Source organism: Gallibacterium genomosp. 2, from assembly GCF_000771895.1.
Taxonomy (GTDB): Bacteria; Pseudomonadota; Gammaproteobacteria; order Enterobacterales; family Pasteurellaceae; genus Gallibacterium.
Genome location: NZ_JPXY01000036.1, coordinates 1 through 22,480 on the forward strand (window position 1 = coordinate 1; position 22,480 = coordinate 22,480).

Here is a 22,480-nt window from a genome sequence, read left to right on the forward strand (position 1 = left end):
CCAAAAAATCTTGATGTGTCTGATGATGGGACACGTGTCACTGGTACGGCTGAACCGGGCAGCACCGTGACTGTAAAAGATGAGAAAGATAATGTAATCGGTACAGGAAAAGCCAATGAAGAGGATGGTAAATTTGATATTACATTGGATGAACCAAAAACAGCACTAGAAGAGCTTTCAGTAACAGCCACAGATAATGCTAATAATGAATCCAATTCTGAGAAAGTAACAGCTCCTTTAGTTGTTCCGAAGACTAAACCAGATTTTGACTATGCTGTGCCAGTTGCAGGAGTAGATAAATTATACAACGCAAAAGAAGTTGGAACAGACGGTACTATTACTGTTAAAGTGATTCCAAACGCAAACATTGGTGATAGCGTTTCTATTACGCGTGATGGTAAAACGGAAGTCTTTAAAATTACTACTGATAACAAAAATGGTATTGAGGTAGAAGTAAAACCGGGTAGTGAGATTTCTGCTTTTATTATAGGAGCAAATGGAGTAGCAGGTGAGATAGCTAGTCAAACTTTGCAGAATGCAGATGTAGATGTGCCAAATGTGAAACCTATAATCACATTTGAAAGTACGGGTACAGATAACATTTACAATATTGAGGAAGTTAAACGAGGCAAGCCAAATACTATTACTGCTACCGTAAAATTCCCAGATGCTCGAGAAGGTGATATTGTTGTCGTCAACGGTCAAGAAACTAGAATTACAACTGAAAACTTAATATCAGGTGTAGAGGTTGAAGTTGAACCTAATACAGAAGTAAAAGCCTACATTAAAGATGATGCAGGCAATCAAGGTTTTATTAGCACAAGTATTGCTCCAAAAGCAGATTTAGAAAAACCGGATGCACCAATAAAAGTTGATGTGGCGAGTGATAATAGCCCGGCAGATAATGTATTAACACGTAATGAGATCAATAAAAACGGTGAAGTACCTGTTAGAGTTTACTTACCTCAAGGGCTTGAAGAGGGCGATAAACTTATCGTTACACCTTCAACAGAAGATAAAAAAGGTTCTCCGATTGATCATCCACTTACTAAAGCAGAGATAGATCAGGGCTATGCGATTGTTGATGCACCTACTGGTGTTGATGCCTTAGGGCAAGGCAAAGTTTCTTTCACTGCACAACTCATTGATAAAGCAGGAAACTCATCAACTGAAAAAGACTCAGATAATTATGATGTGAAACGTACTTTATTGGGTAAGCCTTCTGTCGAATATCTCGATGATAAAGATAATAATCAAGTTCTATTAGGTGAAGAATTAGTTGGTAATACTACTTCAGTTAAAATTAATCTTCCGTATATTGGTGAAGGCGATAAAGTTTCTATCACTATCAATGGTGAAGAATATGGTGTTGATGTAATTACTCAAAAAGTAACACACAATGATAAAACTTTTGAGTTTAAACCTGCTACAGATGATGATGGTTATACTGTTACTATTAATGATATATCTATAGCCGATGGTAGTGTATCAGAGGTTGTAACAAATGTTGTGGTAACTGCGAATAATACTGAGTTAAAAGCTAATGGAACACTTTGTATCGATCGCTCTCAACCGGGTGGTAGAGATAACAATGGTGATGCTAAGGGTGATGATAAACCAAAACTTGAAATCCCTGAAGCAGTTAATCCAAGCCTAGAAAAAGACGGCAACATTAATGCCCAAGAGCTTTCTGATGGGGTTGTAGCGAAAGTAACCTTGCCTGAAGGAGTACAAGCTGGTGATGTTATTGTAATTAAAAACAATGGACAAGAGCTTTACACCTACACCATCCCTCAAGGCACAACCACAACAAAAGGTAGTGTGATTGAGTTCTCTATTCCTAAAGGGAAACTCTCAAGCGGTGCTTATGAATTAAGCGCTTCGGTCAGAGAGCCTGCCAGCTATGGCGATAAAGCACGTGAATCTGAAGATTCTGATACCGTTGCCTTTAAAATCGATAATTCTATCCCAGGCGATAGCAATGGCGATGGTGTAGTCAATGGCTCTGATGACAATAGCGGTCAACCGATTGTGACGGTGAAAGATTCCCATACAGACGATGGACAAGATAAACCAGTCGGTAATAAAGACTTAGAAAACGGTATTCAAGTCGAAGTGACTATACCAAAAGGCACAGAAGCCGGTGATACCGTAGAAGTAACGGTTAAAACACCTAATGGTGAAGTTAAAAAGACCGCCAAAGTCGAAGAGGGTGATTTACCCGAAAACGGCGATGGCAAAGTAACTGTCACTGTGCCTACAAATGACTTACAAGATAATAACGGCAAAGTCCCTGACGGCGACTATAGCGTAACCGCCGTGGTCACAGACCCTGCCGGTAACAGCAGTGCGACTAGTGATGAAGAAAAATTTACTGTTGACACCACTGCACCGGGCGATGAAAACGGTGATGGTAAAGTAGATGCTGAGGATAAAAATGCTGGCAAACCAGTTATCGATATTCCAGAAGCGACAGATGCAGATGGTAACACCATCAATGCTGACGATCTTAAAAATGGTGTTCAAGTGGAAGTCACTCTACCAGGTGGTGTGGCAGCAGGTGATGTTGTCACTTTAGAAGTGACAACACCAAATAGCAATGATCCAATTAAAGTGACCCAAACCTTGGAATCTGGGGATATCACTGCAGGAAAAGTCACTGTAGATATTCCTAAAGAGGATTTACCAAAAGATAGCAACGATAAGCTAGATGGCGCTTACCAAGTCACCGCTACTGTTTCTGATAAAGCTGGGAACACTAGTCTGGTCAGTGATGCGAAAGACTTTACTATCGATGCCACTGTCCCAGGTGACACCAATGGTGATGGCAAAGCAGATACCAATGATATCAACGGTAAACCAAGCGTCTCTATCCCTGAAAATGCCAATGGTGGTGTTACCGCTACAGAATTTAATGACGGTGTTCAAGTTAAAGTGACTTTACCAGCAGGTACGCAAAAAGGCGATACCATCACCTTAACAGTGACACCAAAAGGCGGTGAAGCCTTTACCGTTATTTCTGCTGCTCCTATCAGCGATAATGATTTATCGACTGAAACTGCAACTGTGACTATTCCTAAAGATCAATTCCCTGAAACACCAAAAGGGGATTACACCGTCTCAGCACAAATCAAAGATGCTGCTGGTAACCAAAGCCTTCCAAGTGTTGAAAAAACATTTACAGTCTTGGATACCGTGGTTCCAGGCGATACCAATGGCGATGGTGTAGCAGACAGTGAAGATGATAACGGTGGTAAACCAAATGTTTCGGTGGTGGATGCTCACACCAGTGACAATCAATACAAACCAGTCGGTAGCGATGACTTAAAAGACGATGTTCAGGTCGAAGTCACCTTACCAGAAGGTACAGAAGTGGGTGATACCGTGACAGTGACAATGACAAAACCGGATGGTTCAACCGTTACTGCCACTGGTACAGTAGCAAAGGGTGATTTACCAGGAACAGGTGATGGCAAAGTGATAGTCACTGTGCCTAAAGATCAATTCCCAACTGATGAGAAAGGCAAAATCACCGAGGGCGAGTACAAAGTGACCGCAACCGTGAAAGATGCGGATGGTAATACCAGCCAACCGAGTGATGAAACAATATTTAAGGTTGATACCACCGTCCCAGGCGATAGCAATGGCGATGGCTTTGCTAATAGTCAAGGGGATGATAATGATGGTAAACCAGTGATTACTATTCCTGAAGCTAAAGATGGTGTCAACGCCTCTGAATTAAATAACGGTGTTCAAGTCAAAGTGACTTTACCAGCAGGAACACAACAGGGAGATCAAGTTTATCTTACTCTTACTCCAGAGGGTAAAGCGCCTATCGCTATTGAACCTCCATATCAAGTACAAGCTGAGGATCTTAACGGAGAGCGTACAGTTGAAATCACCATTCCTAAAGATATATTGCCAAAAGACGCTGAAAGCGGAAAAACGCTTGATGGCAACTTTACGGTGACTGCACAAGTTAAAGATGCAGCTGGTAATACTAGCCAACCGAGTGATAAAGCGTCATTTACCGTAGATACCGTTGAAATCAGTGGTGAACCTGTAGTGACTATCCCAGAAATGGATAACAACAGTGTCAATGCGTCTGAGTTTGCAACTGCCCAAGGGGTGGATATTAAGGTGACTATCCCTGAAGGTACGCAAGCTGGGGATACTCTCACCGTGACTGTATCTGCTGATGGCAAAGCACCAATTACCATCACTAAAAATTTGACAGCGGAAGATTTGAATGCTACAGACGGATTAACTATCCATATTCCAGCAAGCAAAGAGAGCGATCAAGCCAATAGCTTCCCTGTTAAAGCGGATGGTTCCTATGTCGTGGTGGCGAAAGTTAGCGATGGCACAACAACGGTTGAAAGCGATTCTACTTCATTGGTAATCGATACCACCGTTCCAGGTGATAGCAATGGCGATGGTGTTGCGGATGATGATGGTAAACCAGTGGTCACTATCCCAGAAGCGACACAAGAGGACGGTTACACCATTAATGCCAAAGAGCTTGCAGACGGTGACGGTGTTCAAGTTAATGTGACCCTACCGAAAGGTACGCAAGTAGGTGATACGGTTACCTTGACGGTGAAACCTGAAAATGGTGATGCGTTTACTGTGCCTTATACCGTTAAAGAAGTCGATGATGTTTCTGGTAACGGTACACCAGTATCGGTCACTATTCCTAAACAACATGAGGATAAAGACCTAAATGGTGCTTACACCGTAACTGCTGTAGTGACTGATGCTGCCGGCAATAGCAGTGCAAGTAGCAATGAAGCGACATTTACCGTCGATGCGACTGTTCCAGGCGATACCGATGGTAATGGCAAAGCCGATGACGATGATGTTAATAAAGGTAAACCAACTGTCACCATCCCAGAAGCAACAGCTGCCGATAACCATATTGTCAATGCAGAAGACTTTAAAGACGGTGTTCAAGTTCAAGTGACTTTACCAAAAGGTACGCAAGCAGGCGATACTATCACTTTGACGATCACGCCTGAAAATGGTACTACTTTTACTGTGCCTTATACTGTTCAAACTACAGATGATGTTTCTGGTAATGGTAAAGTCACTGTCAATGTACCTGTGAATAAATTCTTGACTACCCCAGACGGCAACTACACTGTAACCGCTGTGGTGACTGATGCTGCTGGCAATAGCAGTGCGACGAGTGATGCCGCAAACTTCACTATTGATATTACCGCTCCAGGTGATACCAACCCTGCTGTATCGGGTGTAGAAGAAGCACCTGAAGTCAGCATTCCAGAAGCTGACAACGGTGTGAACGACACCGAATGGAATGGTGGTGAAAATCAAGAAGGCGCAGGCATTCAAGTGAAAGTAACCTTACCAAGTGGTACTCAAGCCGGTGATACTGTCACCTTGACCGTGACCAATGCAGAAGGCACAGCATATACAAGTGAACCTTACACCGTTCAAGACGGTGACTTAAGCAATGGCGTAACCATTACCATTCCAACTTCCAGCAAATTAACAGATGGAGATTATCACGTTACTGCGTTGGTCACCGATCAAGCTGGTAATGCAGGTAAAGCCAGTGATCCGGCTGACTTTACCCTTGATACTACAAAAACAGGTAAACCAATCATCGAAGGCTTTGTGAGTGATAACAACCCACAAGACAACATTATTACTCGTAATGAAGTGGCAGAAGATGATAGTGTCCAAGTCAAAGTGACATTACCGGATGATGTGAAAGCAGGCGATGTGCTTTATATCACTCCAATCACTACACCAAAAGAAAATGGGGTAGAGGGTCAACCTGTAGTGGGAGAACAGATTGCGCATACTATTTCTGATGCAGAAGCAAGCAGTAAATCGGCTATTGTTTCTGTGCCAACCAGTGTAGAAGCAGAAAAAGAAGGTGTATTATTCGTTGCGGCTAATATATTGGATAAAGCTGGAAATGATTCAAAAGTTTCTAATTTAGTGAAAATAAATGTAAACCGTGCTTTAGAGGGTAAACCAAATATTGTTTACACCTCAGATGCCGATCAAAATGGTGTCTTAATGGGGGATGAAATCGCTAATAATGTGGTTTCTGTTAAAGTCAATCTCCCAACAGTGAATGCAGGTGATACTGTTGCAATCACTATCAACGGCGATAACACTTACACTGTCGATTTAAGTGGTGATACCAAAGTCATCAAACACGGCAATAAAACTTATACTTTAACTACCGAACCAGTTAATGGCAAAACAGAGTACACCACAACTATTGATGATGTGGTTGTGGATGAAAATGCAACATCAATTACTTCTAGTATTGACGTTACCCCAAAAACAGGTGGTAATCCAACAAAAGCTACACAATCTATTCAGATTGATCGTAATCAACCGGGTGGTACAACCGATGCCGATAGCGATAGTAAAGGTGATGAAAAACCAAGCATTACCATTCCTGAAGCCTCTAATCCAAGCTTAGCAGAAGACGGCAAAGTCAATGCGTCTGAGCTTGCCGATGGCGTGGTGGTTAATGTCACCGTACCAGCAGGCACAGAAGCTGGCGATATCATTGTAATTAAAAACAATGGCAGTGAAATTTATACCTTCACCATCCCAGCAGACACCACAATTGGTACTGATCCGATTGCCGTGACTGTGCCTAAAGACAAGTTCGCTGATGGCGAAACTTATAACATCACAGCTTCGGTGAAAGAGCCTTATAGCAAAGGAGCGCGTGAATCCGAAGATTCGGATCAAGTCACATTTACTGTAGATACCACTGTCCCAGGTGATAGCGATAGTGACAATAAACCTGATAATGCTGGTAAACCAGTCGTGACTCTTCCAGACGATGTAAAAGATGGTGTGAACGTCAAAGAGCTTTCAGACGGAATCAAAGTTCAAGTTACTCTACCAAAAGGTACACAAGAGGGTGATACCGTAATCTTGACCGTAAAAGCAGATGACGGTACAGAACAAGAAGTCACTTATACCGTTAAACAGGGTGATGATGTTAATGGTGCAACCCCAGTAGAAATTCCTATTGCTAAAGATAATTTGCCAAAAGATACAGATAACGCTGTAGATGGCAACTACACCGTCACTGCCAAAGTCACTGACCCTGCCGGTAATAGCAGTAAAGACAGTACACCGGCTAACTTTACTGTCGATACCACCGTTCCAGGTGATAGCGATGGCGATGGTGTTGAGGATGATGATGGTAAACCAGTGATTGAATCAATTCCAGAAGCTACTGAGGTGGATGGTTATAGCATCAATGCGACAGAATTTTCTGACGGTATTGAAGTACAAGTTCGCCTACCACAAGGTACGCAAGCAGGTGATACTGTTACCTTAACGCTTCAACCACAAACAGGGAAAGCTATTACCGTTGACTACAAAGTTCAATCTGGTGATTTAAGTGGTAGCGATCCTATCGCAACCATCCCTGTGGAACGTGCGAAATTCCCAGAGCAACAAGCCGATGGCGAGTATACTGTTACTGCACAAGTCAAAGATCCAGCCGGTAACAATAGTCTAGAGAGTGAGAGCAAAACCTTTACCGTTGACACACAAGCGCCGAATGTAACAGCACCAGAAGCCAAAAAAGACGGTAGTGTGGTGATTACACTTCCTAATGATGCGGATAAAGTAACTGTTACCGTACAACCTGAGGGTGAAACCAAGCCACGTGATATTATCTTAACTAAAGGTGATGATGGTAGTTGGACTTCTAGCGATCCTGCTGTAGTGCCTAATGTACCTAATGGTTCAACTACAACCACTATTCCAAATGATAAAGTAACAGATGGTTCAGAAGTAACTGTGTCTGCCCAAGACAAAGCTGGTAATAGTCATTCAGCAAGTGTTAATGCGGTAGATGTAAATGACGCACCTGTATTGACTATTAAACCAGAGGATATAGTGAAAACAGGCTTTACTAAAGGTCAGGCAACAGTAGGCAAACTAATTGCGATAGTAACAGCAACGGATCCAGATAAAACTGATACCGTAACTATTAAATTGTTAAACAACGATGATGGTTATTTTGTGCTTGATAGTGGAACAGGAGAAATTAGTTTAACTGAGGAAGGGGCTGCTTTTGTTAATGAAGGCAATAACTTACCAAGTATTCAAGTTCAAGCAATTGATAATAGATATCTTCCTAGTGAAGCAAAAACAGTAAATATTGCTGATACTATAGATACAAGTAACACCTTAAAAATTACTTCAAATGATGGTGTATATGTAAAAGGTGATACTGATCCGCTTAGCACGGTGGAAATTCGTAATGCGAATAATGAAGTAGTTGGTCGTGGAACAGCTGGTAGCGATGGTCAGTTTACTATTAAATTAACACACGAAGAGGTAGTGAGTTTAGGAACTGAAAAGGCTAACCAAGATATTCAAGCCGATCATAATGGTGATGGTGAGCCTGAAACTTATCATACAGATGAGGAAGGTAATTACCGTTATTCTGTTGATTCGCCAATTAAAACTGGGGAAACGTTAACGGTAACATCTACTAATAGTTATGATAATCGTGCGACTGAGCAAAGTCCAACGCCGGATGAAATAGCACCTAGTGCACCGGTAATTGAGATTAATGAGCAAGGAACGGTTATTAGTGGAATTGCCGAGCCAGGTAGCACTATTGTGTTGGAGGTGACAAGTAAAGATGGTCAAACCACGCAACAAGTTGCAACAGATAAAAACAATCAACCGATCATTGCTAATGAAAAAGGTGAATTTACAATCGAATTAAAAGCTCCATTAATCGATAAACAATCTGTTACAGCAACGGCTAAGGATAAAGCTCATAATATTTCTACACCATCAGATTCAATTACTGCACCTTATTTCAATAATGAGTTGAAGGATGTAGAGATTGGCTTACGAAATGATACTGGTATATCTAATAGTGACAACATTACCAATGATGGTGGCTTAAAACTTGTGGGTGATGATAGTGCGATGATTACTAAAGTGGAATACAAAGATGCTGAGGGTAATTATCAAACTGTGCCTTATGTTGAGGGTGTTTATATTTTACCTGAAGGTGAATATACAGCGGGAACAATTCGCATTACTCAACAAGATAAAGAGGGTGCGATTAAATACAGCACTAATGCTAAAAAATTCGTTATTGATACCACAGCACCTGATGCCGCAACAGCAGTGAATGATCAAAATGGTAATGTTACTATTACACTTCCATATAATGCACCTCAAGGTGATTATGTAGAAGTAATGGTAGGTAATAAGAAGGTAACCTTAACCAGTGATGGTAATAACGGTTGGACAAGTAGTGATACCACACTTGTACCAACACCGAGAGATAATGAAGTTACTATACTACATACTGTTGCACCATCAGGTACAGGCGTGTCGGTACAATCCTTTGATATTGCAGGTAATAAAGCGGATAAAGATAGCGATAATACCTTGATAGATCGTACTAAAATTACTGTGGCTTTGGAACATCCAGAGGTTAATAGTAACTTAATGAATGATACCAATACGACAATGGTGCTTAATACTACTGAATTAGAGGCTAGCGACTCTCCATCAAATGTAAGGGTAAAAATTTATTTACCAGATTCTGCTCAAGTAGGTGATTATGTTGAGTTTCCTTTTGGATCTTCAATTCTGAAAGCACAAGTTAAGCAAACTGATATTAAGAATGGATATTTTGAGGTAAGAGCAGGTGCTCCAATGAATTTTGCACTTGTCCAAGGAGAGAATCAATATCCAGTGAAATTGTATCAGTCAGATAAAACTACTGTTAAGTCTGAATCTGAGCCGTTGTTGATTTATGTGGATAAACTTACTCCGGATACGCCAGTAGTGACATCCGAAACGGGAGGCGAGGTTAGTATTACTCTACCGACTGGAGAACGCAGTAACTTTGATCCTTTCACAAGTATTGGAACTCAAGCTGAAGTAGGTGATTGGGTTATTATTACCGCAGGTGATCAAAGCGTTAAATTAACCAAAACAGCTACAGCTAATGGTTGGGAAAAATCGACAGAAGCAGATTGGATTACGATTAATGGCAATACAGCAACCATTCCAACTAATATTAAGAAGTTCCCGTATGGTACAACAGTAACTGCACAAGCCTTTGATAAAGCAGGCAATCAATCTGAACAAGGTGTTGGACACGTTGTGAAAGATCCATTGAAATTTACTGATTTTAAAGTGAATAATCAGGATTTGGATACCACTACACCAAATATAGTAGATACTAATCAAAAGGCAATTTACTATAAGGCAACAGTGGAAGGGCAAGAAGCCGAAGAAGCGCTAATTCGAGTGCGCTTAATGAAGGGAGATCAACAAGTTGAGGTACATTATCTCGATATTTCGTCTGATTCCAAAACATATACAGGGGCGTTTAATCATCTCAGTGCAGATTATGAGCAATACAAAGTCATTGCAGATATTGTACATCAGGATAAGAGCACAGGATTTAATGATGCTAATTTACCGGAAAGAAGTGTGGATGTTATTGTGGATAATGTTGTTCCACAGTTGGCTCTCTCTAAGATTAAATCAGATGTTTCTGATGGCCCTAACAGCAAGCCAAATAGTGTAACGATAGTCGCAACCGATGGTTCTCACACTCTGAAAGATGGAAATAATACGGTTTCAGATGCAGCAGAAATGACGATGAAACTAGATTTCGGTACTGCGCAGAGTGATAAACAACGCATTATTACAGATAAATTAGGTAATAAAGTTGTTGTGTATAATCCAAAATTAGACTGGATGATGCGTAAAGATGACGATGATGATACATCAAGAGATCAATATCATAATGATCATGCTCAAGGTTGGGGATTTGATACCAAAACTGCTGTAATGTATAACCAAGATAAAGCGTTATTTTATAAGTGGAATGGGGATAATGAAGCAGCTGATATTATTGTTTCAGGTATGTCACGAACTGATGAGTGGTGGAACTATTATAATCGTAGAGGATGGATTGGTGCAGAGAATACAGGTAGTTCGACAAGCTTAACTAATAAAACGATGACCCAATTTATTATGGATACATTAGGCGGTGGAAATGACTACATTTCTGCACCAGCAATTGCCGGTAATGTTGTGATTAGAACCAATGATGGTGATGATATGATTACGACAATGAACCTACAAGGTCGATATGATTATTATATCGGATTAGGGTATTCACGTCCTAATGTTGATGGTAGTAACCAAATCTATATGGGTGATGGTAATGATACTTTTGAAGTTACCGGCACTGCAAAAGACACAGAGGATCCAAATAAAGCAGGAGCTGTAAGAGATGAGATGAAATATGCTTCACTCTATGCAACGAATGCCAAAATAGATATGGGTGCTGGTAATGATAAAGTATCCATTAAATGGAATGTGTTCACCGGCTCGCAAAAAGAGTCAGGTAATTACTTTAACCTTGGCGAGGGTGATGACACAATGATTGTGGGTGGAAATGTTTTGGGGCAATTGCGTGAAAACTCTTATGAAGGCTCTACGATTATTAATTTAGGTTCAGGAAATGATACCTTATCCTTAGCAAAAATAGAGCGAGAGTCAAATTATGAGCGACCATTGGTGTTAATTACTTCTAAAGAGAGTGCAAATGTTACTATTGGAAATGTTAAAGAAGCTCAGTTGTCTATGATGATGGGTAATGGTGAAGATAATGTCACGATTAACAACAACCTCATTCTTTCCGGTAAAAAGTCGGATTGGATTAGTCAGGTATTCTTAAACAATGATGAGTATGCACGACAAGGTATAGAACGTTACAAAAATTTCTATGATCAAGCATTGAAAGATCAAATTAATTCAAGCTTAGAGCGTGCAATTGATTTGATAGCGACAGATAGCCAAGATAGAAGTGCGACAGGTAGTCGAGCCGTGGTTGGCGCAGATAGAGTTGCTACCTCAACCAGTGAACGCATAACTGAAATTATTGATGTGTTAGATCTTGGTGATGGACAGAACACATTATCGGTAACAGGTAAAATGTCCGGTGTTAATTACTTTGGTGGCAAAGATGTGGATACCATTCAGTCAGGTGTCACTGAAAATAGCCGTTTCTGGTTAGGTTTGGGAGAGGATAGCGTTGAGCTTGCTCAAATGGCGAACTCTGCAATTTATGCCGGTGCTGGTGAAGATAAAATTACCGTTGGTGGCATAGCGAGACAAGAAGGACGCGGTAGTATTATTAGTGCAGAAGATGGTAATGACACCATTATTATTAATGCGTTACCAAAGAAATCAGTAGCGTTGGAAGCTGATAATTCTCAGATTTTTGGTGGTAATGGCGATGATACTATTACGATCAATGGAGATTTATTCGGTACTGGTAATCAAATATCTGGCGACGCGGGTAATGATACTATTACAATTAGTGGCAATATTCGTGGATCTAATAATTTGATCGATGGTGGAGCAGGTGATGATATCATTACTGTCCAAGGTGATGTTTTGAAAGATCTAGGTGGAGAATTCACAATTCGAGGTGGTGACGGCAATGATACTATTTCTGTAGGTAATATTGGTACAGAAAATAATATGAGTATTTTTGCTGGATCCGGCAGTGATACTGTTACTATTAAGAATGTTAAAGGTGATAATGATCATATTATTGATTTAGGAGAGGATGTAAATAAAACGGATTACGACATTTTAAGCATAGAGGGTTCGCAGTCAGAGGGGTACAATAACCAATTTAGTATTGGAGGGAGACCTTCGGAGCATACTCAGATCTGGAGAGCAGAAGAAATTCGGTTTACAGGTACGGGTGTAACCGTGAAAATTGAAAGCGGTAATCTTGTTAATAATAACACCGGACCGTCTCCAGCTGGAAAAGATGAGTTGTTTATCCGTAATGATGGCGGAGATGCGGCGAATAATAAAGTTGTGCTTTCAGGTTCAGGTTGGACGAAGAGCCACACAGAAGAACATAGTTTTAATGGTGTGTCTTATCAAAATGTTGATGTATATAAACATTCATCAAGTGAAGATATTTTATATATCCAACAAGGTGTGACAGTAATTATCTAATTACTTGTTATTTAATTAAAACCCTTTATGCCGAGAGGCATAAAGGGTTTGTTTTTGTATCAATGAAAGTAGTAGCTGTATTAGTGGAGACTTTGCTCTTTTAGTTTTCTGACCATTTCTTCAGTAAAGATATAATGAGTACCACAACATTCACATTGCATATCTAAAGTTGGTTTTTCTGCAAAAATTTCACTGATTTCTTCATCAGAAAGTAAAGCAATTGCCGCACCGGAACGTTCTTGCGAACAACCGCAGAAAAACTCTGTATGATGTGGCGGATAAATTTCAACAGTTTCTTCGTGATATAGACGATAAAGCAACTCTTCTGCGCTTAAACCAAATAATTCTTCATCTTTTACTGTTGCTGTTAATGTTGCTAAATGTTCAAAATCATCTGGTGAACCTTGTCCATCTGGCATAATTTGTAATAACATTCCGGCGGCAACAGCTTCGCCTTGATATTCACCAAAGCGGATAAATAATTGCGTTTGTAATTGTTCGGAACGGATGAAATAGTCTTCTAAGCATTCAGTAATGGTCGGTTTATCTAATGCAATAACACCTTGGTAACGTTCACCTTCTTCCGGAATAATGGAGATAACTAAAACGCCTTTACCCACCATCTCACTTAAGTTCATTTCATTACTAATTTCACCCTGTAAGCGTGCTAATGCACGTAACTGTTGTTGATCGTTGCCGTTCACTAAAGCAAGTTTTAATGGACCATCGCCTTGAATTTGCACTGTAATATTGCCTTTAAATTTTAAGGTTGCTGTTAATAGACTGGTGGCAACTAATAATTCACCTAGTAAATTTTGTACAGGTGTTGGGTAATGATGTGTATTTAATGTTTCTGTAAAAGTTTTGTTTAAACGTACCCATTCTCCGCGAACTGCACGGTTCTTGAAAAGAAATCGGTATAGTTTGTCGTTATCTTGTTTATATAAATCTGTCATAAAGGTTACCTCAAAAATAATTTCACCCCTATATAGGGGTGAAATTATTGTTTACAAGCGTTTAATTGGATGAAATAGCTTGGTTATTTTTCGTCACTTGTTTAAGTACTAAAAAGCCGAGAATAGCTGAGAGTGATGAGGCGGCTAAAATGCCGATACGAGCTAAAATATTGAGCTGATGCGATTCTTGTTCAAATGCCAAACCGGAAAGGAACATTGCCATTGTAAAGCCGATACCACACAATAGCGATACGGCAAAAATATGGCGGAAATTAATCCCTTCAGGCAATTTGGTTAGTTTTAATTTTATTGAAAGGTAACTAATACCGAAAATACCGAGTGGTTTGCCGATAAATAAACCGAGTAATACGGCAAAGGGTAATGGAGAAATTAATGTTTGCCAATCAACGCCTTGGAACGAGATGCCGGCATTGGCGAAAGCGAATAACGGCAAAATCATAAAAGTTACCCAAGGTTGCAGGCTGTGTTCCAGACGGTGTAATAGGTGATCACCATTTTTAGCCTGTAATGGAATAGAAAAGCCGATAATTACGCCGGCAAGTGTAGCGTGAACACCCGATTTCAACACGCAAACCCAAAGGATAGTGCCAACAATACCATAAGGAATTAATGAACTCACTTTAGCACGATTGAGCAAAATTAAGATCACAATAGAAATGGTTGCACCGACCAGTGCCACTGTACCCAAATCATTGGAGAAAAATAGTGCAATAACAATAATTGCACCAAGATCGTCAATAATTGCTAATGCTAATAGAAAGACTTTTAATGGTGTAGGAACATTTTTACCGACTAAAGCCATAATACCGAGCGCAAATGCAATATCGGTCGCCATAGGAATCGCCCAACCTTTTGTCAATTCCGGATGAGCAACGGTAGCGGTGTAAAACAGCACTGCCGGCACAATCATTCCGCCCAAGGCGGCAATCGCCGGGAAAATGGCAGTTTTAATATTGGATAGTGAACCTGTTAATAACTCTTTTTTTACTTCCAAACCGATAGACAGAAAAAAGATTGCCATTAAGCCATCATTAATCCAAAGTAATAGCGGTTTATGTAATTGAAATTGACCGAATTGAAAAGCAACAGTAGTATTCAACAAGCCTTGATAACAATCGGTCATAAATGGCAGATTGGCGCAAAGGATAGCAAGAAAGGTGGCAATCAATAATAAAATGCCGCCGGCAGGCTCACTTTGAAAAAAATGTTGGATTCGTTGAGACAGTTTTTGCATTTACACTCCCTTTGAAAATAGAAAAATAAAAAGAAATTAAATCTTAAAGAAAAAGGTTTCTGCCCGTAGCTATTCGGGCAGAAAGAGAATTATAAATTAATGCCATATTGTTGGCGATAAGCCAACATTTTCGGTAAAAACTCAGAATATTGTTCGGATTGTTGTAAATAGGTAAGCAAATGTTCAAGTGTAATAATAGAACTAACATGGCAGTGGTAATCTCGTTCTACTTCTTGAATAGCGGAAAGATCACTTTTGCCTTTTTCTTGGCGATCCAAAGCGATCATTACACCGGCCAGCGTGGCGTGATTTGCTTCAATCAGCTGCATTGATTCACGGATCGCAGTGCCGGCAGTGATGACATCGTCAATCAGTAATACTTTCCCTTGCAACGGGCTGCCGATTAAATTACCGCCTTCGCCGTGATCTTTCGCCTCTTTGCGATTGAAGCAGACCGGTTTGTTGATTGCGAATTGATGGTAAAGTGCGGTGGCGGCAGCGGTTGCAATCGGAATGCCTTTATATGCTGGCCCAAAAATCACATCATATTTAAGCTGTTGCGCCTGAATTGCTTGTGCGTAAAATTCGCCGAGTTTGGCTAAATCTTCTCCGGTATTGAATAATCCAGCATTAAAAAAATAAGGGCTGATACGCCCAGATTTAAGGGTAAATTCGCCGAATTTCAGCACATTACGGCTAAGCGCGAATTCAATAAATTGTTGTTGATACTGTTGCATATTTTTTCCTTAATGGCGTTATTCGGCTTGTAGTGCCGCTTTTTGTGCCTGATTGATTTGAGCAATTCCCTGTTTGGCTAAATCGAGTAGAGCCAATAATTCATCGTGGCTGAACGGTTCACCTTCGGCAGTTCCCTGTACCTCAATCATTCTGCCGTCATCGGTCATCACCACATTCATATCAGTTTCTGCATTGGAATCTTCCACATATTCGAGATCGCATAACTGTTGTTGATCAACAATGCCGACTGACACTGCCGCAACCAGATTTTTGATTGGATTTTGACTGATTAAACCTTTCTCCAATAAGGTTTGGATCGCATCGTGCAGTGCAATCGCTGAACCGCTGATTGCTGCGGTGCGAGTTCCACCATCTGCTTGAATGACATCACAATCAAGGGTAATGGTGCGTTCTCCAAGTAGGGTGAGATCGACCATTGCACGGAGTGACCGACCGATTAGGCGTTGGATTTCCATAGTACGACCGCTTTGTTTGCCTTTTGTAGCTTCTCGTTGCGTTCTAACATTGGTAGCACGCGGCAACATTCCGTATTCGGCGGTAATCCAACCTTGGTTTTGCCCTTTTAAAAAACGAGGGACAGTTTCTTCGATAGTGGCATTGCAAAGCACTTTGGTGTCGCCGAATTCGATTAATACTGAACCTTCGGCGTGTTTGGTGTAATGACGAGTGATTTTGATAGGGCGCATTGCGTGATTATCACGATTATTTGGGCGCATAATATTCTCCGATTGGCTAAAAATAATCGGAGATTTTAGCATAATTTATCAGATCGTTGGCGCGCTCTCGTCCGGATTTGTTGGCGTTTGATCAATATTTTCATCGACTTCGGGTTTTGGCTCAGCGGATTGTGTCTGTTGCTGTAAGCGGTAATAGTTGATGATGCTGTTGTGATAACGGCGAATATTTTCAACGTATTGATAGGCCTCGTAACCACGTGCATAACCGAACTTGAGCTTGCTGTAATATTTTTTATCCGCCAATAATGGTAAATTGTTTTTCACATCGAGCCAGTTATTCGGATCGCCGCCAAGCGATTCAGTTAAGCGACGTACATCCAACAAATGCCCTAATCCTAAATTGTAGGCAACTAAGGCGAACCAAATTTTATCCTCTTCGGCAATGGTTTCCGGCATTTTTGTTAGTAATAACTGTAAATATTCGGAGCCTGCTTTAATACTTTGTTCAGGATTATTGCGATCTTCTATTCGCATTCGAGTTGCGGTTTCTTTAGTTAACATCATAATGCCACGAACACCGGTTGGTGAAGTCGCGTTGGTATCCCAATGCGATTCTTGATAGGCAATTGCCGCTAATAATTTCCAATCTAGTGGATCAGCATAACGTTGAAATAGCTCCAAATAATTGGGTAATACATTCTCGATTGCTTGAATATAAGTTTTGGCATCAACATAATCAAAGCGAGAAAGATGACTAAAATATTTTTCCTCAATTCGTGAGATTAAACCTGATTCTTTTGCTTGATTCATAAAATCAAGTAGCGCAGCCTGTAATTCATTGTAAGGATTATGTGGCAAATACCAGTTTACAGAGGTTTCTTCACTTAAATCAAAACTGACAGCGATTGTTGGTTTAACCTGTTGAATAGAAGCAATATCCATTGAACTGGCGATAGTGTAATCTGCTTTACCATCAGCTACAGCCAATAATGTTTCTTCAATAGATAGGGCATTGCTTGTTTGCCATTCCAATCGAGGATATTGCTGTTTTAGTTGTTGTAATTTCTCTTGTAGATTGCGGTCATTGGCAATGAGTAATTTGCCTTTTAATTGGTTGAGATCGTAAGGTCGAGTTGTATTTTTTCGATAAACAAGTTGCCAAGAAGAGGAATAATAGCTTGGCCCGATTTGAAAATATTCCGCTTTTTCTGGTTGATACATTAAATTTGCAGCGGCAAGATCAATTTCATTATTTTCTAAAGCATCAAATAGTTTTTCAGAAGAATCGAAAGTTTTAATATTGAGTTCAACATTTAAATAATCAGCAAAGGCTTTTGTTAATTCATATTCTAAACCGGCAGCACCGTTAGGACTGATGAAATATGAAAATGCATTATTAATGGTACCAACTACTAATTGTTCTCTTTTTTGTATGGAGGTAAATAAATTATCTTCTGAACGCATAATTTTTTGCCACGGAAAAACCATATCAATTGCCCAAAGCAATAGAAGTACAGCTAAAAAAATGCGTAAAGACAAACCTTTCAATGAAACCTCAAGCTTAAATTTGCAAAATGCGCATTGTATAAGATCTAATCGCTAAGTACAAATAAGAGTTTACGCAAACGTTTCCGTTTAAATGTAAGTTTAGGTATAATAAACAGCGATTTTTCATTTTCTAAATTTTAGGTGATATTGCTATGATGCTGATTTTCCGTGGGGCGGCAGCCCTTTCTGATTTCCGAGTTTCTCGCCTTTCCTCACAACTTGCTGAACAACAGATTTCACTTCAAAGTTGTCAAACATATTATCTCTATTTTGTTGAGGTATCTGAGAGATTATCGGCACAACAGATTGAACAACTAAACCGGTTATTTGAAGCAAATGCTGTAATGTCATTTCCGGCAGTGTCAGAAAAAGAGAATTTTTTGTGCGGACAGATTGTTATTCCTCGCTTCGGTACAATTTCACCTTGGTCGTCAAAAGCAACCGATATTATTCATAATTGTGGCTTAAGCATTGTGGTGCGTGCAGAACGTGGCATTTTATATGATTGCCGATTTGCTACACCATTAAATGATGCTCAACAAGCAGTTTTTGCGAAATTGATTCACGACAGAATGATGGAAGATGTAGTTTCTGATTTTTCTCAATTACCACAATTGTTTGCACAACAAGAGCCAAAACCGTTTAAAACTATTGATATATTAGGTGGTGGCAGAGCAGCATTAGAGCGAGCTAACGTGGAGTTGGGGTTAGCGTTGGCAAACGATGAAATGGATTATTTATTGGAACAGTTTGCATTATTAAAACGTAATCCGACAGATGTTGAACTTTATATGTTTGCACAGGCGAATTCTGAGCATTGTCGCCACAAAATTTTTAATGCAGATTGGACAATTGACGGTAAAGCACAACCGAAATCACTGTTTAAAATGATCAAAAATACTTACGAAAAAACACCGGATTATGTGTTCTCTGCATATAAAGATAATGCAGCGGTAATGGAAGGTTCGGTTGCAGGTCGTTTCTTCCCAGATCAGGACGGCACTTATCGTTACCATAATGAATCGATGCCCATTTTGATGAAAGTAGAAACACATAATCACCCTACAGCTATTTCACCATTTCCAGGCGCAGCAACCGGTTCAGGCGGAGAAATACGCGATGAGGGGGCGACAGGGCGTGGTTCTAAACCAAAAGCTGGTTTAGTCGGTTTTTCCGTTTCTAATCTATGTATTCCAAATTATCAACAACCTTGGGAAGGGACTTTATCTAAACCCGATCGTATTGCTTCCGCATTGGAGATTATGATTGATGGGCCGCTTGGTGGTGCAGCATTTAATAATGAGTTCGGTCGTCCGTCTTTATTGGGTTATTTCCGTACTTATGAACAAAAAGTGAATAGTTTTAACGGCGAGGAGGTGCGTGGTTACCATAAGCCGATTATGCTTGCCGGCGGTATGGGTAATATTCGTGAAGACCATATCCAAAAAGGCGAAATTCCGGTTGGCGCAAAATTAGTGGTGCTTGGTGGGCCGGCAATGAATATTGGCTTGGGTGGTGGTGCAGCCTCTTCAATGACATCAGGTAAATCAGCCGAGAATTTAGATTTTGCTTCCGTGCAACGTGATAATCCGGAAATGGAACGTCGTTGTCAGGAGGTGATTGACCGTTGTTGGCAAATGGGATCGGATAACCCGATTCTGTTTATCCACGATGTCGGTGCCGGCGGATTATCCAACGCAATGCCGGAATTAGTGAATGACGGCGGACGAGGCGGTCGGTTTGAATTGCGTAAAATTTTAAGTGATGAGCGCAATATGAGTCCGTTGGAAATTTGGTGTAATGAATCGCAAGAACGTTATGTTTTAGCGGTCAGTGCCGAAAAATTGCCATTATTTGAACAGCTTTGCCAACGTGAACGTGCACCGTATGCTGTAATTGGCGAAGCGACAGAAGAAAAACAGCTAACATTACACGATAATTATTTTGCTAATCAGCCTATTGATTTACCTATGAATGTGTTGTTAGGTAAAGCACCAAAAATGCAACGTAATGAAGTATCTAAACAGGTTAATTCACAACCATTGCAAACCAACAAAATTGATTTAACCGAAGCGTTACATCGTGTATTGCGGTTGCCGGTGGTGGCAGAAAAAACATTCTTAATCACTATCGGCGACCGTTCAGTAACTGGAATGGTGGCCCGTGATCAGATGGTCGGTCCGTGGCAGATTCCGGTCGCCGACTATGGGATGACGACCAGCAGTTTCGACAGTTATCACGGTGAAGCAATGTCAATGGGCGAACGTGCACCGGTAGCATTATTGGATTTTGCTGCGTCGGCACGTCTTGCGGTGGCAGAAGCGATCACTAATTTAGCGGCGGTGAATATCGGCGATTTGAAACGTGTGAAACTTTCTGCAAACTGGATGTCGGCGGCAGATCATCCGGGTGAAGGCGCCGGTTTATATCAAGCGGTTAAAGCTATCGGTGAAGAGCTTTGCCCGGCATTAGGTTTAACCATTCCGGTCGGAAAAGACTCAATGTCAATGAAGACAACTTGGCAGGAAAACGGTGAGCAAAAAACGGTAACCGCACCACTATCATTGGTGATTAGTGCATTTTCTCGTGTGGAAGATGTGCGTAAAGCGGTTACTCCTCAATTAAGAATGGATAAAGGGGAAAGTGAGCTGATTTTTATTGATCTTGGTGAAGGGAAAAATCGTTTAGGTGCGACCGCTTTAGCACAAGTATATCAACAACTTGGCGATAAACCGGCTGATGTGGAAAATCCACAACGATTAAAAGCTTTCTTTGATGCAATGCAACAGTTGGTGCAACAGCAAAAATTATTAGCGTATCACGATCGTTCCGATGGTGGATTAATTGTGACTTTAGCAGAAATGGCATTTGCTGGTAATTGTGGCGTTGATGTTAATCTTCAGTCATTAGGTCAAGATAATCTTGCTGTGTTGTTCAACGAAGAATTGGGTGCGGTATTGCAGATTCGTCAACAGGATCATCAAGAAGTATTTGATATTTTATCGAAATATCAATTGGATGACGTGGCAACTGTATTAGGTTCGGTCAATAATGAAAATGCTATTGTGGTGAGAAATGGCGAACAGGTAGTATTGCAGCAAGCTCGTTCTGAATTACGCCAAATTTGGGGTGAGCTAACCTGGCAAATGCAACGCCTACGCGATAATCCGGCGTGTGCGGATCAGGAGTATCAAGCAAAAGCGGATGCCGATAATCCGGGCTTATCCGCCAAATTGAGTTACAACCCGGATGAGGATGTTGCCGCACCTTATATTGCTGTCGGTACAAGACCGAAAATTGCTATTTTGCGTGAACAAGGTGTTAATAGTCACGTGGAAATGGCGGCAGCATTCGATCGTGCCGGTTTCCAAGCAATTGATGTTCATATGAGTGACTTGATTGAAGGTCGCCATAACTTGGTGCAGTTTAATGCGTTGGTCGCTTGTGGTGGTTTTTCTTACGGTGATGTGTTGGGTGCAGGCGGTGGATGGGCAAAATCTATTTTGTTCCATAATAATTTACGTGAACAGTTTGTCCGCTTCTTTGCGGATCAGAATAAAATTGCATTAGGTGTTTGTAACGGATGTCAAATGATTTCTCATCTCAAAGAGATTATTCCTGGAGCAGCTATGTGGCCTAAATTTGTAAGAAATCGTTCTGAACGATTTGAGGCACGTGTAGGATTGGTCGAAATTAAAGAGAATAATTCATTATGGTTTTCAGGAATGGCAGGATCACATATGCCGATTGCAGTTTCTCACGGTGAAGGGCGTGCCGAATTTGCTTCAGATGAACAGATCAGTGCATTGCAACAACAAGGACAGATAATTGCACAATATGTGGATAATTATTTGAATCTGACGGAACACTATCCTGCAAATCCGAACGGTTCACCACTTGGAATTACAGCTATAAGCAATGTTGATGGACGTATTGCAATTATGATGCCGCATCCAGAACGAGTATTCCGTTCTGTAACAAACTCTTGGTATCCGGATGATTGGAGTGAAGACGGTGCGTGGATGAGATTATTCCGCAATGCAAGAGTGGCACTAAAATAGCCGTAAAGTCTGTATTTTAATCGTTTCGCTGAAAAAATCAGCGAACGATTAAAAAAATCAAAAATAGGGTTGCAAGGCATAAAAAAATCCCTATAATGCCGCCTCACGCAACAAGAGAGGATAAACATTGGCTCAAAAGCCAGGAATATCCCAGAAAGTGAAAAAAAGCTTGAAAAAATC

The 22,480-nt window shown here is 40.7% G+C and carries 7 protein-coding genes; 2 read left to right on the forward strand and 5 right to left on the reverse strand.

Annotation, left to right across the window (positions count from 1 at the left end; genetic code table 11):
* Positions 1 to 13,044, forward strand: a 13,044-nt coding sequence (locus tag P375_RS08135) for an Ig-like domain-containing protein (protein WP_039135966.1), incomplete at its 5' end; no start/stop codon positions are given.
* An 80-nt stretch (positions 13,045 to 13,124) separates the two neighbouring features.
* Here the strand turns inward: P375_RS08135 and hslO are convergent.
* The 5 genes from hslO to mltF form a co-directional block, all read right to left on the reverse strand.
* The gene (hslO, locus tag P375_RS08140) at positions 13,125 to 14,000 is read right to left on the reverse strand and encodes an Hsp33 family molecular chaperone HslO (RefSeq protein WP_039135968.1); all 876 of its coding nucleotides are present in this window, start codon (positions 13,998 to 14,000) and stop codon (positions 13,125 to 13,127) included.
* A gap of 61 nt (positions 14,001 to 14,061) precedes the next feature.
* Positions 14,062 to 15,255 (reverse strand): Na+/H+ antiporter NhaA, encoded by a 1,194-nt coding sequence (nhaA, locus tag P375_RS08145; RefSeq protein ID WP_039135970.1) that lies wholly within the window; start codon positions 15,253 to 15,255, stop codon positions 14,062 to 14,064.
* An 89-nt stretch (positions 15,256 to 15,344) separates the two neighbouring features.
* On the reverse strand, positions 15,345 to 15,992 hold the full coding sequence (pyrE, locus tag P375_RS08150; RefSeq protein ID WP_039135971.1) for an orotate phosphoribosyltransferase: 648 nt from the start codon (positions 15,990 to 15,992) through the stop codon (positions 15,345 to 15,347).
* An 18-nt stretch (positions 15,993 to 16,010) separates the two neighbouring features.
* The gene (gene rph, locus P375_RS08155; RefSeq protein WP_039135973.1) at positions 16,011 to 16,730 is read right to left on the reverse strand and encodes a ribonuclease PH; all 720 of its coding nucleotides are present in this window, start codon (positions 16,728 to 16,730) and stop codon (positions 16,011 to 16,013) included.
* 48 nt (positions 16,731 to 16,778) lie between these two features.
* Entirely contained in the window at positions 16,779 to 18,239 is a 1,461-nt protein-coding gene (gene mltF, locus P375_RS08160) for a membrane-bound lytic murein transglycosylase MltF (protein ID WP_039135974.1), read from the reverse strand.
* 152 nt (positions 18,240 to 18,391) lie between these two features.
* On the opposite strand from mltF, the gene purL reads away from it, so the two are divergent.
* The gene (purL, locus tag P375_RS08165; RefSeq protein WP_039135976.1) at positions 18,392 to 22,300 is read left to right on the forward strand and encodes a phosphoribosylformylglycinamidine synthase; all 3,909 of its coding nucleotides are present in this window, start codon (positions 18,392 to 18,394) and stop codon (positions 22,298 to 22,300) included.
* Positions 22,301 to 22,480 lie beyond the last annotated feature (180 nt).